We start from the raw sequence: 15,794 nt of genomic DNA, 5'->3' as shown, positions 1-15,794 counted from the left end.
AAACGATATGAATGCGAATGTTCTGGCCCAAGCAATCGGCCCGCGCGAAGGAACGGCGCTGCGTGTCAAACAGGTGGTTCTGGTCGCGCTGGGTATCCTGGCGCTTGCCGTCGCTGCCAAGATCAAGGTTCCCATGTGGCCGGTTCCGATCACCATGGGTACTTTCGCGGTTCTGACCATTGGCACCGCCTATGGCGCGCGGCTGGGCTTGGTGACCATGCTGGGGTATCTGCTGATCGGCGCGCTTGGCTTTGACGTGTTTGCAGGCTCCTCGGCCGAGAAATACGGCTTGACCTACATGATGGGCGGCACCGGAGGGTATCTGGTCGGCTATCTGCTGGCGACGGTTCTTCTAGGTGCGCTGGCCGCACGCGGCTGGGACCGCTCGGTCGGAAAGTTGGCGTTGGCGTTGGTTCTGGCAAACGTCGTGATCTATGCGCCGGGCCTGCTGTGGCTGGGGCAGCTTTATGGTTGGGACCAACCGATCCTGGAATGGGGCCTGACGCCATTCCTAATCGGCGACGCGATCAAGCTGGCGCTGGCCGCGCTGTTGATCCCCGCACTGTGGAAGCTGGTGGGCAACGCCCGCACCTGACCCTTGCCCTTTGGGCTGAAAATCAACCCGCGGCCTGAGCAATCCGGTCGCGGGTTTTTTCATGTCAAACCAACGCGGTGCTGGACAAAGTGGCCCATCAGGGGGCAATCTGACAGCGCTGAAGTCATCAGGTTATTGAGATATGCGCGTATTATTTCCAAAGGCCCTTGCGACCTATGCTGCCGTCTGGTTGGCTAGCATCGCCCCCGCTGGGGCAGACACCGCTGTCACCTATACCGATGCCGGCAAGGCGCTGTTCCGCTTTGTCGTGCCGGATTTCTGGGCCTTGCGTGTCGGCGGTCCGCGCGAGATTGAAGACACAAGTTTGGGCGATCCCCGCGCCGTTGCGCGGGTGATGGGGCTGCGTCCCGTGACCGACGATACGGTCTGGATGGGCTTTGTATCTCCGCAAGGCGTGGCGACCATCGACGACGGAATTCGGTACCTGCAGGATGTCGACAAATTTCTGGTCAACGACGCCGAGGTCAGCGCAAGCGAAAGACGTTCGATCGGAGGGCTGCCTGCGCAGGTCTACCGCGGAACGGGTACGCGCGATGGGCGCGGTGTAAACTTTACCGCCACAGTGATCGACCTGCCGCGCGGGCGTGTGGCCGTTGCGATTGCGGTGCTGCGCGATGGCGCTGACCCTGCTTATGTCGAGGACCTGAACGCGGTCTTCGAGTCATTCCGGGCGATACGGTGAGGGCAATGACGATGAAACTTGTGAAACGATCATTGCTGGTGCTGGGTCTGGGCGGGGCTGCTTTTACCATGTCTGGTTGTGACGGTGTCACTGTTGGTGTCGGTTACGGGTATGACCCGTTTTATGACTCGATGCTGTGGAACGACTATTACCATGATGTGGATGTGGACATCGATATCGACCGGCCGGATCGGCCTGACAGGCCTGACCGACCGGATCGCCCGGATCGTCCGACCAAACCGGACCGACCGAAACCGCCGGTTGCCAAACCTCCTTCGCGTCCACGTCCACCGGTGGCACGCCCGCCTGCGGCGCGTCCGCCGATACATCGACCGTCACCGCGACGCCGTTGAACGGTTCGGCGCTAGGCCGGTGGCAGTAGCTCGGTCGTGATATGCGCCGATCCTTCCAACGTGCGATGGACCGGGCATTTATCCGCAATCTCCAACAGTTTGGCCCGTTGCTCCTGTGACAGCGGGCCTTCCAGCCGGATTTTGCGGCGGAACTGGTCTACTTTGCCTTCATTGGCCAGCCCGGCATCCTGGGCGTGTACTTTGTCATGGCAGACATCGACCGTAATGGCTGTCAGGGGCCACTTTTTGCGTCGCGCATACATCCTTATGGTCATCGACGTGCAGGCCCCGAGCCCGGACGAGACAAACCCATAGGGCGACATACCCCGGTCGGTACCGCCATAGGACGCAGGTTCGTCTGCGACCGCATGGTGGCGGGGGCCGGACTGGATGTCCTGAAGAAACCCGTCTGGGTCTGCCTCGGTAACACGAACAACTCCTTCCGGTGCACCCGGAGGTGGAGCGGGCGGAGAAAGTTTGACATAGCGCGACACCCACGCAGTGATCACATCCGCCGCATATTCCGCGTCCTTGGCCCGGGTGATCAGATGGTCCGCATCGTCAAGGGTCACAAAGCTTTTGGGGTGCTTTGCTGCCAGAAAGATTGTGCTTGCATTGTCGACACTGACCGTTTCATCCCGTGGCGCATGCAGGATCAGCAACGCCGCGCGCAGGTTTGCAATAGCCGGGGTCAAAGCAGATTCCGAGATATCATCGACAAAGGCCTTACCGATGCGGAACGGACGCCCGCCCAAAGTGACTTCTGCCGCGCCGTCCTGCTGAATCTGGGGCAGGGCATCGTGGAAATGATGCGCCACGTGACCCGGGTCCGCCGGTGCGCCCAAGGTCACGACCGCTTTGACCGACGGTATGCCAGAGCGTGCCTTCAGGACCGCCGCACCGCCCAGTGAATGCCCGATCAACAGGGCAGGGGCCATGTTGCGGCCAGCCAGATACTGAGCGGCTGCGACGAGGTCGTCGGCATTCGATGTGAATGTCGTATTCGCGAATTCTCCGCCCGAGTGTCCAAGACCGGTAAAGTCGAACCGCAGAACGGCAATGCCCATCGCGGCCAGCCGAGCCGAAATACGACGCGCCGCCGGAATGTCCTTTGAGCAAGTAAAGCAGTGCGCAAACAAAGCCGTGGCCAGAACAGGTCCATCCGGCAAGTCCAGTCGCGCCGCCAGCTGACTGCCGTCATGGCCGGCAAAGGTGATGCGTTCGGTGGGCATGGCAATTCCTTCAACACATGAGGTTGGATTAATACTGTGTGCATCCAACGCGCGCCTCAACCCATGTGTCATCAGCGTAACGGGAAGGTGAGTTGACGGTATCAGTTCTCGCCGTGCGTCGCGGCAAATCTGAGGGGGCGCCGTTGCTCAAATACATCAAGAAATGTGAAGTTATTCCAATCAAACATTCAATTTACTTATTTCTGTGCAATCCCAATATTCCGTTTGTTCCGAGATTTTGAAAGGAGAGCCAAAATGGCACATACAGCATCCGCCCGCAATGAAGGCGCTCTGACCCCGGTCGTTCTGATTCTGGCCGTCGCAGTCGGTTTTGCCCTGGGACAGAACTGGCAGATCGGCACACCCGCGCCAAACGCACAAATACAACCCTTGGACGAGGATTGGCACGGCAACGTGCGCAGGTCACACTGGCCGAACGGCGCTGATTGATTAGGTCTGCCCCATAAGGGCAGGATCAAACGGGTATCTGGTCAGGTTCTCATAGCCGGTTTCGGTGATCAGAACCTGATCTTCCAGCTTGATCGAAAAATCACCTCCTACCTCGCCAACCGCCGCTTCGACGCATAGAACCATGCCGGGCTCAAGCGGATAGTCATAGGCCCCGTCGACCGCCTTGTCGGGATAGGCCACCAACGGCCATTCGTCACACAGGCCGACGCCATGCATCAGGCAGCCGTATTTCTGGGCCTGAAACTTGTCGTCCAACTTGTGACAATTGGCGGTTAGTTCCGGGATCATGACACCGGGTTTCAACATTTCCATGTTGGTCATGATGTGTTCATGCGCGTGCTGCATGGCATAGACCATATCCGCGCGCGGCTTTTGATCGCCGATCCACCAGGTTCGGGAAATATCGACGCAGATGCCATAAGAACCGATCAGATCGGTATCAAAGGCGATGATCTCGTTCTTCTGTGTGATCCTGGGCCCGCATTCCTGAAACCAGGGATTGGTTCGTTGGCCTGACGCAAGCAGACGGGTTTCGATCCATTCGCCGCCACGGCGGATGTTTTCGGCATGCAGAACAGCCCAGATGTCGTCCTCTGAGGTCGTTCCGTCACCGACATTGGCACGGGCAAAAGTCTCCATCTCTGCCACGGCGGTTTCACAGGCGTGGCTGGCGCAGCGCATGGCAAGGATTTCGTCCGGCCCTTTGATTGCACGGGTTTTTTCCGTGAGTTCCTCGCCCTCCATGACTTCGAACCCCTGCGCCTCGAGCGCGCGCAGACCGTGCAGCATGATCTTGTCGACCGCGAGGCGCTTGTTGCCGCCGCCGTGCTGGTCGATCAACGCGCGCACTTCGTTCGAGAAGACATCCGCTGCCACATCGACCTTGTCGCCGCGGTCGAAATAGAACAGGTCCGCGCCAGAGCGCTGCTCGCGCACCAGCGGGTTGAACTTGGACAGGAACGGAGAGTTCTTGTAGTCCCAGATGACCATGTATCCGTCGGCGCACAGCAATACCGCCCGAAACGGGTTGTGTGTGTTCCACAGCTGCATATTGGTGCTGTCGGTTGCATAGCGGATGTTCAGAGGGTCGAACATCAGCACACCGCCGTAGCCACGGTCAACAACCGCTTGTGTCAGCCGCTTCCAGCGAAATTCACGCATCCGTTCCAGGTTGGGCAATTCCAGCCCCGCCGCTGCCCATTCGCGAAATGCAAGCTGAGTCGGCCCGATCTCGATCCGATCATTGTTGTTCGGTGTACCATCACCCAGCGTGGCCCCTTTGGTCGGGTCGATCTTGCGGGTGTCACGATAGGGTTTGTTCACGGCGGGCCTCATTTGCTTGCACTCCGACTGTGCGGATGAGGGAAAGACCCGTCGCAGAAAATTGCGACCGGAATTACGTCGCTTTTGGACCGACAATCCGGGAATGGGATGCTAATTCAAGATCATGCCCGAGATATTGCAGCACGCCATACCCTATGATCCGTTGTCGCCAAGCCCTCTGCCCGGGATAAAGCCCACCAGCATGGAGAACTGGCTGCATCGTGACGACGCCTTTGCCGACCAGATGCAACATCGGGGCCGATTGCTGGCCGAACACAAGGCCGAGGTTCTGGCAATGGACGCTCAGGCGCTGGCACCCGCGCAGGAGCTGTTGGATCTGGTTCTGGATCACGCCTACCCCGACGCGGTTGAAACTGCCCTTCGGCCCGATGGCGTGCGGGTCGGGATCGATCGCGAAAAGCCGCTGGAGACCTTGTGCAATCTGGTCCAGGAGGACCTTTGCATCTTGCAGAAACACGGCGACGAACATGTTTTGACCGGAGCGATCCTGTGCTTTCCGGCCAGTTGGCGACTATCCGAGAAGTTTATGCGCCCGTTGATCGCAATACATGACCGGATTGACCCCTATGATGGCGATATCGCCCGGCGGGTACAGCGTTTGTTCGACGGTATCCAGCCCGGCCGCCCATTGTGGCGTTTCAATGCGCTTTGGTACCATGACGCGGAACTGTTTCAGCCTCGTCGTATCAACAATCCGCGCGAAATCCGGGGCCGAGGGACTGCAAGATACTTGCGCAGTGAACGCCAGACGCTGGTGCGACTGCCGGAAACCAGAGCTGTTGTGTTTTCAATCCATACCTATGTACTGGCAGAACGCAGCCTGCCCAAAATGGAAAACCCCGCTTGATAGCGGGGCCTTCCTAGGAGGGTCTTTGGTCGTTCTTTACAAGCCCAGCGCGTTCGCAACTCCGGCAAAGGCGCTGGTGGAATTCAAAGCGAACAATGCCGTGGTCAGCGACAGAACCTGAGTGTTGAGGCGAAAATCTTCGCCCCGGATCAGGTTGACGGCGGCCATGGACACAGCCACCGGCATCGACACGCTGGCCAGCGCGCCGGTCATACCCCAACTTGTCAGGCGCAGAATGTCGCTTGGGCGATCGTCCTCGTCGTCGGCCTGAGCATGCGCCTGCGCGCCAAGAGGGGGCTCGGGTTCGTTCCGAAAGGCTATGCTCAGCAATTGTTCGTCGCTCAGCTGAATCGGCCGTGCCGCTTTGGGCGCTGTGTTTGCTGGCTCTGCGTCAGGCAGATCAAGACCGGCAAAGGGACCCGAGACCGCTTCGAAAATCTGTTTCCGATTGCGTGGTTTGCGCGGCGCAATTGAATCAAAGGCGCTCATGAATTGCTCGACCGTCAGCACCGTGTTGGGCGACAGCCATTCAACGCGCTGGGTCGAGCAGATATCGACCATGCGGTACAGAATGACGACCATCATCAGTTCCGAAATCTCGCTGTCGTCCAGGATCTTGGACACTGGCGAGATCGAAATGGTCAGCCGGTTGCGGGGCAGGGTCACAGGCTTGCGCGTCAGCGTCTTCAGGCCCGCAGCGCGGTCCATCCGCTCGTACCGGTCAAACGAGGTTTCTTCGTCGGTCTCCAGCGACAGGCGGATCAGATATTGGCTGGTGACGACACTGGCTTCGGTCGCGCTGAGGAGGGTCTTGCGCTCTACCAGATGACCATAGTCCTCAAGCGTCGCGACAACGATTTCGCAGGACCGATCCAACGCCCCGTCTGCACTGCCACTAAATTGCAGGCCACCATGATAACTCTGCTTTGCGGTCACAGCATGTTCCTTTGCCGTAATAATTCTTGATCACCATACTACGCGGCGATCACGGGCAAAATTTGACGAAAATGCAAAAAAATGAGTTTTTTGCGCTATTGATTACGCTTTGGAAACCAAGAAACTAGGCAATTTGATAAGACTCTGTGGCGAGAATGTGGCCGAATTGGGGTTTGGCGCTGTTTCGCGCCGAACCGGGTCAGTCATCGATTCGGGCCGCCATAATGGCAATGGATTTCTGGTAAACGGTAGCCGCGTTCCATTGCTGAATAACCGCGAAATTCGGCTGACCTTGTTGATAGCCGCGACCGGGCTTCCACCCTTTCTTACGAAGAAAATTCGCGGTCGAGGCCAGCGCGTCGGTCATGTTGTAAAAGTCCACACGCCCGTCGCCGGTGGCGTCCACGCCGTAGGTCAGCGCGTTGCCGGGCAGGAACTGGGTGTGGCCCAGCTCGCCATGTTTTGCCCCTTTTGTCGCCACCGTGATGCTACCGTTGTCGACCATTTTCAGGGCACCTATGGCATGTGGAACAAAGAACTCGGATCGGCGACAATCGTAGGCCAATGTTGTGATTGCGGAAACAACCTGGCTGTCGCCCATGAAGTTGCCAAAGCCGGTTTCCATGCCGTGAATGGCGATCAGAACACCGGCGGGCACGCCATATTGCCGCTCTAGCGCGGCATAGAATTGGGGGTTGCGCGCCTTGCGTTTGCGACCCTGTGCGACAATCGTGTTCGCCCCGCGGACCTGCATGAACTTGTCCAGCGAGTATTTGAAGCTTTTTTGGTTGCGGTCGGCGGCGATTGTGCGCGTCGCGTATCGCGATTGCGCCAACGCCTGCAGTCCCTTTTTCTTTACGCCCGCGCGTTTGGCTTTGCGCGCAAAATCCGCCTTCCAGGCCTCGAACCCGCTGCTGGTGTTGCCACAGGGGGCCGCGTGAACCTGCAATGGGACGGAAAGGACAAGAATAAAGACGGCGAAGCGTAACATTGAAGAAAATCCGGCGGTGAAAATCAGGGTCAGCCTAAGCGGCGCGCGGGAAATCCGCAAATTAATAGAGGTCAAGTTCCCCGGTCTCTTTCAGGGTCTCGAACCATTCGTCGGGCGTTTTGTCGATTTTGGCATGTTTGACCATCATCGCGTTCATATTCGGCAGATGGGACGAATCCGGCCATTGTTCAGGCTGCCAGAGGTTTGCGCGGATGACGCATTTGGGGCAATGCGCAAAGACAGTCCGTACATGTACCAGAAGCGCCAGTTTGGGAGCATGCCCTCCGACCGCCATCCCGCCCAGCAAATTGGGATCGGCGCAGATGCGCGCAGTGCCGCGAAGGCGCAGCGTTTCCATTTTGCCGGGAACAAAGAAGATCAGGCTGACGCGGGGGTCTTGCAAAACATTGTGGAACGTATCGACACGCTTGTTGCCGGGGCGATCGGGTATGGCGATCATCGTGTCAGAGACAACCTGAACAAATCCCGCCGGGTCTCCGCGCGGAGAGATATCCAGATGCCCGTCCGGGTTTGCGGACGCAATCAGGCAGAACGGCGATGCGGCAACAAATTCGCGGCACATCTCGTCTAGTTCTGACAGTTCCTTGGCGATGATCTGAGGCAGAGGCGCGCCGGTGACTTGCTCCAACTGCCCGGTCGAGGTGACAAAGTCCGAGAATTGCGCGAATGGATCGTCGGATGGCATGGCTCTTTCCTCTCCGGAATGGGCTGAGTTTGGAAGATCACATGCGATCCGTCAAATCCGGTGCGCGCAACCAAAAAAGGGGCACCAGTCAGGCGCCCCTTCGTAAACTTTGCTGAAAGTTTCCGGTCAGCAGCTGTAGTACATGCCGTATTCGACCGGGTGCGGAGTGTGCTCGTAGGTTTCGACCTCTTCCATCTTCAGTGCGATGTAGCCGTCGATCTGGTCCTTGGTGAACACGTCGCCCTGCAACAGGAAGTCATGATCAGCGGCCAGAGCTTCCAGAGCCTCACGCAGGCTGCCGCAAACGGTCGGGATGTCGGCCAGTTCTTCGGCGGGCAAATCGTACAGGTTCTTGTCCATGGCTTCGCCGGGATTGATCTTGTTCTTGATGCCGTCCAGACCAGCCATCAGCAGCGCAGCAAACGCCAGATAGGGGTTTGCAGCCGGATCGGGGAAGCGAGCCTCGACACGCTTGGCTTTCGGGCTTTCGGTCCACGGAATACGCACGCAGCCCGAACGGTTACGGGCCGAATAGGCGCGCAGGACGGGTGCTTCGAAACCAGGGATCAGACGCTTGTAGCTGTTGGTCGCCGGGTTGGTGAAGGCGTTCAGGGTTTTGGCGTGCTTCAGGATGCCGCCGATGAAATACAGCGCTTCGTCGGACAGGTCGGCATACTTGTCGCCAGCGAACAGAGGCTTGCCGTCCTTCCAGATCGACATGTTCACGTGCATGCCAGTGCCGTTGTCACCTGCGATCGGCTTCGGCATGAAAGTGGCCGACTTGCCGTAGGCGTGTGCCACATTATGGATGACGTACTTGTACTTCTGCAACTCGTCAGCCTGCTTGGTCAGGCTATCGAAGATCAGACCCAGTTCGTGCTGGCACGAGGCGACCTCGTGGTGGTGCTTGTCGACCTTCATGCCCAGACGCTTCATGGTCGACAGCATTTCCGAACGCAGGTCTTGTGCCTCGTCAATCGGGTTGACCGGGAAGTAACCGCCCTTGACGCCCGGACGGTGGCCCATGTTGCCCATCTCGTATTCGGTGTCGGTGTTCCACGACGCGTCAGTTGCATCAACTTCGTAGGATACCTTGTTGATGCTGTTAGAGAAACGGACATCGTCAAACAGGAAGAATTCGGCTTCGGGGCCAAAGAAAGCTGCGTCACCGATACCCGAAGATTTCAGGTAAGCCTCGGCTTTTTGCGCGGTGCCGCGTGGGTCGCGCTCATAGGCTTCACCCGTGTCAGGCTCGACGACCGAGCAATGCACGCAGATGGTCTTTTCGGCGTAGAAGGGATCGACATAGGCGCTGTCGGTGTCGACCATCAGCTTCATGTCGGATGCTTCGATCGACTTCCAGCCCGCGATGGACGAACCGTCGAACATGAAGCCTTCTTCCAGAAAGTCCTCATCAACCTGATCGGCCATCAGGGTCACGTGCTGAAGTTTACCGCGCGGGTCTGTAAAACGAACGTCGACGTATTCGGCGCCTTCGTCTTTGATCAGCTGAAGAACTGCGTCCTTGCTCATTCTCTTGATTCCTCTGAATTTGAAGATTTGGTCTGTTAGAGTGCGTCCGAGCCGGTCTCACCGGTGCGGATGCGAATGGCTTGCTCGACGGGCGAGACAAAGATTTTGCCGTCGCCGATCTTGTCGGTCTTGGCGGCAGACACGATCGCCTCGATGGCGGCATCTACCTGATCGTCGTCCAGAACGACCTCGACCTTCACCTTGGGCAGAAAGTCGACCACGTATTCGGCACCGCGATAAAGTTCGGTGTGACCTTTCTGACGGCCAAATCCCTTGACCTCGATCACGCTGAGACCCTGGACACCAACGTCCTGCAACGCCTCTTTCACTTCATCCAGTTTGAACGGCTTGATGATCGCTTCGATCTTCTTCATCCCGGGCTCCCTATATCTCTTGTCAGAACGGGAGTGATCACGTCTAAGATCGGGCGGCAATGTGATTGCGGAATTGGTCGGGTCAATGTGCAGAGAAAACAGGCGGTCGGTTATTTTTTGATCGAGTTGCATAAAAAATAATCAGTTTTGAATCGCGGGGAAGGTCGAGTGACCGATTTACTGACAGCCGCACAAATGCGGGCGATTGAACAGACAGCGATTGAGTCTGGCGCGGTGACCGGGCTGGAACTGATGGAGCGTGCCGGGCAGGGCGTCGTCGAGGCAATCTTAGAAGAGTGGCCGGAGTTGGACAGGCGAGGGGGCAACCCCTCGGGCATCCTGCAGCCAGATGAAAGGAATCCTTTGCGCGCGGCGGTGCTGTGCGGACCCGGAAACAACGGGGGCGACGGTTTTGTGGTGGCGCGGCTGTTGCGCGAGTTGGGCTGGGAGTTGGAGGTGTTTCTGTACGGCGACCCGGCGAAACTGCCGCCTGATGCGCGGACGAATTACGAGCGGTGGGCCAGTGTCCAAAACGTTCAGATTCGCGCGGTCGACTCACCGCCGTTCAAAGACGATTATTTTCGGCTTCCGGACAAGTTAGATCTGATTGTCGACGGCTTGTTCGGAACAGGGCTGACGCGGCCTTTTGGCGGCGTGTTTTCGTTGCTGGCGATGGAAGAGGCCAAGTCCTTGTTTCAAGAACGCGGTGTGCGGATTGTCGCCATCGACACCCCCAGCGGCCTATGTGCCGACAGCGGGCGTGTGCTTGGACAGGCGATTGCCGCTGACCTGACCGTGACGTTTCATGACATGAAGGTTGGGCACGCCTTGGGCGATGGCCCGGCCAAGTGCGGTGTGGTGCGAACCAAGTCAATCGGGCTTGAGCGTCGGGAAGACGCACATGTTACAACGCTGGTCTCTTGCGACGGGTCTCAGCTGTCAAAGCGCGCATCCGATCACAAATATGCCCACGGCCACGCCCTGATCCTTACAGGCGGTCCGGGTAAGACCGGTGCGGCACGGCTTGCAGCGCGAGGCGCCTTACGGATTGGAGCGGGGTTGGTGACGTTGGGGGTGCCTCCGGCAGCGCAGATGGAAGCGGCAAGCCAGATTGCGGCCCTTATGCTGCAGCGGGTTGAGGGCGGTGATGCACTGACTGAGGTTTTACAGGATAGCCGACTGAACGCCCTTTGTCTTGGGCCCGGTCTTGGGCAGAAGCGGGCGCGAGAACTGGTCCCTTCTGCGCTGGCGGCGAAACGGCCGACGGTTCTGGATGCGGATGCCTTGTCGGCCTTTGCGGGCGATCCCGACGTTTTGTTTGGGATGCTGCATGAAGCGTGCGTTCTGACGCCGCATGGGGGTGAGTTTGCGCGGCTGTTCCCGGATATCGCCGAGAGGCTCGCGGCCACACCAACAAAGGGGCCAGCCTATTCCAAGGTTAACGCGACGCAAGAGGCTGCCGAACGCGCGGGCTGCGTGGTGCTGTTCAAGGGTCCGGATACGGTCATTGCCGCGCCGGACGGGCGATGCATGGTCAATGGGGCGTGCTTTGAACGCGCAGCGCCCTGGCTCGCTACGGCGGGTTCCGGAGACGTTTTGGCCGGGTTCATAACCGGTTTGTTAGCGCGAGGATTCGAGCCCATGCAGGCAGCGGGAACAGCTGCTTGGCTGCATGTGGAATGCGCCCTGAGTTTTGGTCCCGGTCTGATTGCGGAAGACCTGCCAGAGCAATTGCCCGCAGTATTCAAAAAGCTTGATATTTAACCGGATTTGGCAAAAACTGGCGAGTGAAGGGAGGCATTATCAGCGACTCTCTGATCGGCCACGCCGGGGCGTGACGTAGCTTCATGTCGGGCAGGATTGGATTTTTGGGCGCAAGGGGTATTCGCGTCGAGTTTTTGGTTAAATATTTGAAGAACAGTGGAAATATAGACGCAGCTATGCCTTTGGAGATGCACGTCGGTCTGTTGCGCGTGTGATGAGCCGGTCGCTAAAGCTGAAGCAACATTTGAACTTAAGAGAACTTGAAACATTCAAGGTGACTGACATGGCAGTGAATTACAAATGGACTTCTATTGTGGCGGTTTTGACCGCTACGACAGCAATTCCCGCGGCGGCCGATGAGAGTAGGCTGAAATACGAAAACGGCAGCGGCGGCTACGTCAAGCTGTACGGGCAGTTCAATCCTGCCATTGTTTCTGTTGACGATGGCGAAGAGACCGAGACCCGTTTGCTGGACAATGATCTGTCAAACAGCCGCGTGGGATTGGACGTCGTGCAGCCTTACGGCAGCAGCACGTTCATGTTCAAGTTTGAAACCGGCTTGGGTCTGCCCAGCACCGGGACGGCAAATCAGGATGGCACCAATACCAACGGCTGGACACGCGAAGATATTCGTCACGTCGACTTCTCGCTTGCTGGCAGCTACGGCAAGTTTTCTGCCGGTCAAGGGAGCATGGCATCGGACGGTGCGGCCGAGGTTGATCTGTCCTATGTCGGAACAGCGCTTTATTCCTTTACCAACGATGAAAACGGCGCGTTCTTCTACCGCGATCCCGACGGCGATCTGAGCGACATCACAGTCGGGGATTCTGCAAGCAACTTTGACGGCGCGCGCCGTGGTCGCATTCGCTATGATACGCCGAAATTCGGGGGCAGTTCGGACAACACCGGGTTCTCGGCAGCGATCGCCTACGGGGAGAATATTCTCTCCAGCGGTGACGACGATGACTATTATGACATCGCCTTCCGCTACAACGAAAATTTCGCGAACGGTGTGGAGTTTGCCGCCGCGATTGCATATGCCGTGCGTGATTTCGATGGTGGCCCGGGTGAGCGAAAAGACACCATAGGCTCTGCCTCGGTTAAGTTGGAAAGTGGCATCAGTTTTACTGCCGCAGCGGGCTCGCGGGACGATACCCGGGATGGAGCCAGCGATCCGGACTATTGGTACGCGAAACTCGCCTACGAAACTGACGATTGGATTCCGTCATGGGGCACAACCGGAATTGGTATCGACTATTTTGACGGTTCGGATTTCCAGAACAGCGGATCAAGCACCAAGTCATGGGGCATTGCCGTTGTTCAGAAGATTAAAAGTATCAATACCGATGCTTATCTGAAGTACCGCAACCACGATTTCGATGACTCGGTCGAGTTTGACAAGAACGAGGCCTGGGTTCTGGGCGCGCGCTGGAGGTTCTGATCGAACCTGACGGACTATGAAAAAACGCCCTGCACCGGGGCGTTTTTTTGCGTGATTTATGGGCAAATCGGGGCCGATTTAGCCTTTGCCCCTTGCACGCGGGCGGCAGGGCAAATAGAAGGCGTCAAATTTGCCCGGCGCGCCGTTTTGCGCGCCCCGAATCCTATGGGGACTACCAGAATGCAGGTAACCGAGACGCTGAACGAAGGTCTGAAACGCGGCTACAACATCACCGTCACCGCCGCCGAGCTGGACGACAAAGTCAACGAAAAGCTGGCCGAAGCGCAGCCCGAAGTCGAGATGAAGGGTTTCCGCAAAGGCAAGGTGCCGATGGCGTTGCTGAAAAAGCAGTTCGGCCAACGCCTGCTGGGCGAGGCGATGCAGGAAACCATCGACGGTGCGATGAACAAGCACTTTGAAGACAGCGGTGAACGCCCTGCGCTCCAGCCCGAGGTCAAGATGACCAACGAGGACTGGAAAGAAGGCGACGATGTCGAAGTGGCCATGTCCTATGAGGCGCTGCCTGAAATTCCCGAGGTCGATCTGAAATCGGTCGAGTTGGAGAAACTGGTGGTCAAGGCTGACGACGCGGCTGTCGAAGAAGCGCTGAACAACCTGGCCGAAACCGCGCAGGATTTCAAAGCGCGCCGCAAGGGTTCCAAAGCCAAGGACGGTGACCAGATCGTGTTCGACTTTGTCGGCAAAGTTGACGGTGAAGAGTTCGAAGGCGGTTCGGCCGAGGATTACCCACTGGTTCTGGGTTCAAACAGCTTCATCCCCGGCTTTGAAGAGCAGCTGGTCGGCGTAAAGGCCGAGGAAGAAAAAGACGTCAACGTCACTTTCCCTGAGGAATACGGTGCCGAGCATCTGGCCGGTAAAGACGCCGTGTTCACCTGCACCATCAAAGAGGTGAAAGAGCCGGTTGCCGCCGAGGTTAACGACGAGTTGGCCACCAAATTTGGTGCAGAAGACCTGGCGGCTCTGAAAACCCAGATCGCGGAACGTCTGGAGGCCGAATACGCTGGTGCTTCGCGCGCTGTCATGAAGCGTGGGCTGCTGGACGCTCTGGATACCAAAGTGTCGTTTGATCTGCCACCGTCGCTGGTCGAGGCGGAAGCCAAGCAGATCGCGCATCAGCTGTGGCACGAGGAAAACCCGGACGTGGAAGGCCACGATCACGAGCCGGTTGAGCCCAACGACGAGCATAACAAACTGGCCGAACGCCGCGTGCGTCTGGGCCTGCTGCTGGCCGAGCTGGGTCAGAAGGCCGAAGTTGAAGTAACCGACTCGGAAATGACGCAGGCTATCATGAACCAGGCACGTCAGTACCCGGGTCAGGAGCGTCAGTTCTTTGAGTTCGTGCAGCAGAACGCTCAGATGCAACAGCAGCTGCGCGCGCCGCTGTTCGAGGACAAGGTTGTCGATTACGTCTTTGAACTGGCCCAGGTGTCGGACAAAGAAGTCAGCAAGGACGACCTGCAGAAGGCTGTTGAGGCACTGGAAGAGGAGTAATCCTCTTCCGCCCACTATCCCACATGGGCACAAACAAAACGGAGCCGCCTGAAATAAGGCGGCTCCGCGTGGGTGGCTTCAACTTATGAGGTGAGGGGGTCAAGCCTCATGAGCAAAAGCACGGGGGGTTCCTAACAGAGCGGTCTTTTGCTCTGGCGTGAACTTATCGGTCAATGTTTCGATCAGGTCGAGAACTGCCTGACGCTCGCTTTCCGTTTTGGCGGCGTGCATCTGTTCGACAAAGTATTTTTCTAGATCGGTCAGCGGTTTGTGATCGCGATTTGCGGGACTGACTTCGGCAGCCTTTTTCGCCGCGAACATTTCCAGCGCCTTTTCTTCTTCGATAAAGACATCGCCTTCGATGCCAGCGAACTCGCGGACGCCGGAAATCCGTTCTTCGGTACAATCCAGCAGAGCCGCCAGTGCCGATACCTTGCCCATTGGGACGGTTTCGCCGACATAGTCATATGGCGCGCAGTTCGAGCGTTTCAGAACGCGATCCATGATGGGATCGATAACTGTGATGATGTCCTGGATACCCGCGCTACGGGCATATTCCAGCGATCCGACCATCAGTTCGCATGTGGCGTACGATACCGAGTTTCTGTCCTTGCCGCGCGATAGGCGTTGCGTGTCGACGCAGAAGCGGGTGGATTCCCACATGGTCGCGCTGCGCAGTGGCGCCTCGCCACACAGAATTGCAGAAAACACATCCGAAAGCATATGCGGACCTGTGGTCTGGAGCGCACGTACGGCTGCGACGACATTCCCCCCGTCGTCGAGTCCGATTACATATGCGGGATCCAGATGATCGAATTCATCGATTTCTTTGCCGTCTTCGATTTTGACATCCCAACCGAGTCGCCCGCCAAAAACGCGCGCCCGCAGTTCAAACATCTCGTCAAGTACCTCGCTGAACAGATGTCTGTTCAGGCCATCAACTACTAAGATCATATCATCCCCCTTAGAGTGGTGTGTCCGTAACTTCATCG

16 protein-coding genes are annotated in these 15,794 nt (G+C 57.8%); 8 read left to right on the top strand and 8 right to left on the bottom strand.

Going from position 1 to position 15,794, the window contains the following annotated elements; all coding sequences use genetic code 11:
* Positions 1-7: 7 nt before the first annotated feature.
* From ACR0LX_RS03660 to ACR0LX_RS03650, 3 genes are all read left to right on the top strand, one after another.
* Positions 8-595 (top strand): biotin transporter BioY, encoded by a 588-nt coding sequence (locus tag ACR0LX_RS03660; RefSeq protein WP_480782594.1) that lies wholly within the window; start codon positions 8-10, stop codon positions 593-595.
* A 142-nt stretch (positions 596-737) separates the two neighbouring features.
* On the top strand, positions 738-1,298 hold the full coding sequence (locus ACR0LX_RS03655; RefSeq protein WP_480782593.1) for a hypothetical protein: 561 nt from the start codon (positions 738-740) through the stop codon (positions 1,296-1,298).
* A 5-nt stretch (positions 1,299-1,303) separates the two neighbouring features.
* Positions 1,304-1,651: a hypothetical protein gene (locus tag ACR0LX_RS03650; protein WP_480568486.1), complete on the top strand. Its 348-nt coding sequence runs from the start codon at positions 1,304-1,306 to the stop codon at positions 1,649-1,651.
* Positions 1,652-1,662: 11 nt separating this feature from the next.
* Here ACR0LX_RS03650 and ACR0LX_RS03645 read toward each other — a convergent pair whose 3' ends face one another.
* Positions 1,663-2,883, bottom strand: a complete 1,221-nt coding sequence (locus ACR0LX_RS03645) for a bifunctional alpha/beta hydrolase/OsmC family protein (protein WP_480782592.1) — start codon at positions 2,881-2,883, stop codon at positions 1,663-1,665.
* Positions 2,884-3,138: 255 nt separating this feature from the next.
* On the opposite strand from ACR0LX_RS03645, the gene ACR0LX_RS03640 reads away from it, so the two are divergent.
* The gene (locus tag ACR0LX_RS03640) at positions 3,139-3,333 is read left to right on the top strand and encodes a hypothetical protein (RefSeq protein ID WP_480782591.1); all 195 of its coding nucleotides are present in this window, start codon (positions 3,139-3,141) and stop codon (positions 3,331-3,333) included.
* On the opposite strand, the gene dddP is transcribed toward ACR0LX_RS03640, so the two are convergent.
* Positions 3,334-4,677 carry a dimethylsulfonioproprionate lyase DddP gene (dddP, locus tag ACR0LX_RS03635; RefSeq protein ID WP_480782590.1) on the bottom strand — a complete coding sequence of 448 codons (1,344 nt, stop codon included), beginning with the start codon at positions 4,675-4,677 and terminating at the stop codon, positions 3,334-3,336. It lies immediately after the preceding gene.
* Between the two features lie 124 nt (positions 4,678-4,801).
* On the opposite strand from dddP, the gene ACR0LX_RS03630 reads away from it, so the two are divergent.
* On the top strand, positions 4,802-5,545 hold the full coding sequence (locus ACR0LX_RS03630; protein WP_480782589.1) for a heme-dependent oxidative N-demethylase family protein: 744 nt from the start codon (positions 4,802-4,804) through the stop codon (positions 5,543-5,545).
* Between the two features lie 36 nt (positions 5,546-5,581).
* Here ACR0LX_RS03630 and ACR0LX_RS03625 read toward each other — a convergent pair whose 3' ends face one another.
* From ACR0LX_RS03625 to ACR0LX_RS03605, 5 genes are all read right to left on the bottom strand, one after another.
* Positions 5,582-6,481, bottom strand: a complete 900-nt coding sequence (locus ACR0LX_RS03625) for a hypothetical protein (RefSeq protein WP_480568500.1) — start codon at positions 6,479-6,481, stop codon at positions 5,582-5,584.
* 199 nt (positions 6,482-6,680) lie between these two features.
* A complete protein-coding gene (locus ACR0LX_RS03620; protein WP_480782588.1) occupies positions 6,681-7,472 on the bottom strand; it encodes a lytic murein transglycosylase in 792 nt (263 codons plus the stop codon).
* Between the two features lie 61 nt (positions 7,473-7,533).
* Complete coding sequence (locus ACR0LX_RS03615) at positions 7,534-8,178, bottom strand: MSMEG_1061 family FMN-dependent PPOX-type flavoprotein (RefSeq protein WP_480782587.1); 645 nt, start codon at positions 8,176-8,178, stop codon at positions 7,534-7,536.
* Between the two features lie 126 nt (positions 8,179-8,304).
* Positions 8,305-9,711, bottom strand: coding sequence for a type I glutamate--ammonia ligase (glnA, locus tag ACR0LX_RS03610; RefSeq protein ID WP_480568509.1), 1,407 nt, complete (start codon positions 9,709-9,711; stop codon positions 8,305-8,307).
* 35 nt (positions 9,712-9,746) lie between these two features.
* Positions 9,747-10,085 carry a P-II family nitrogen regulator gene (locus ACR0LX_RS03605; RefSeq protein WP_050602105.1) on the bottom strand — a complete coding sequence of 113 codons (339 nt, stop codon included), beginning with the start codon at positions 10,083-10,085 and terminating at the stop codon, positions 9,747-9,749.
* A 168-nt stretch (positions 10,086-10,253) separates the two neighbouring features.
* Here ACR0LX_RS03605 and ACR0LX_RS03600 point away from each other — a divergent pair, with 168 nt between their 5' ends.
* The 3 genes from ACR0LX_RS03600 to tig all read left to right on the top strand — a co-directional run bounded on the left by ACR0LX_RS03600 (position 10,254) and on the right by tig (position 14,802).
* The gene (locus ACR0LX_RS03600; protein WP_480782586.1) at positions 10,254-11,849 is read left to right on the top strand and encodes an NAD(P)H-hydrate dehydratase; all 1,596 of its coding nucleotides are present in this window, start codon (positions 10,254-10,256) and stop codon (positions 11,847-11,849) included.
* 283 nt (positions 11,850-12,132) lie between these two features.
* The gene (locus tag ACR0LX_RS03595; protein ID WP_480782585.1) at positions 12,133-13,290 is read left to right on the top strand and encodes a porin; all 1,158 of its coding nucleotides are present in this window, start codon (positions 12,133-12,135) and stop codon (positions 13,288-13,290) included.
* A gap of 180 nt (positions 13,291-13,470) precedes the next feature.
* Entirely contained in the window at positions 13,471-14,802 is a 1,332-nt protein-coding gene (gene tig, locus ACR0LX_RS03590; RefSeq protein WP_480568518.1) for a trigger factor, read from the top strand.
* Between the two features lie 99 nt (positions 14,803-14,901).
* Here the strand turns inward: tig and ACR0LX_RS03585 are convergent, their stop codons facing one another.
* The gene (locus ACR0LX_RS03585; protein ID WP_480568521.1) at positions 14,902-15,756 is read right to left on the bottom strand and encodes an acyl-homoserine-lactone synthase; all 855 of its coding nucleotides are present in this window, start codon (positions 15,754-15,756) and stop codon (positions 14,902-14,904) included.
* Positions 15,757-15,794 lie beyond the last annotated feature (38 nt).

The sequence above is a fragment of the Ruegeria sp. CH11 genome (assembly GCF_056537105.1).
This window is presented reverse-complemented; position numbering and strand designations above follow the sequence as displayed.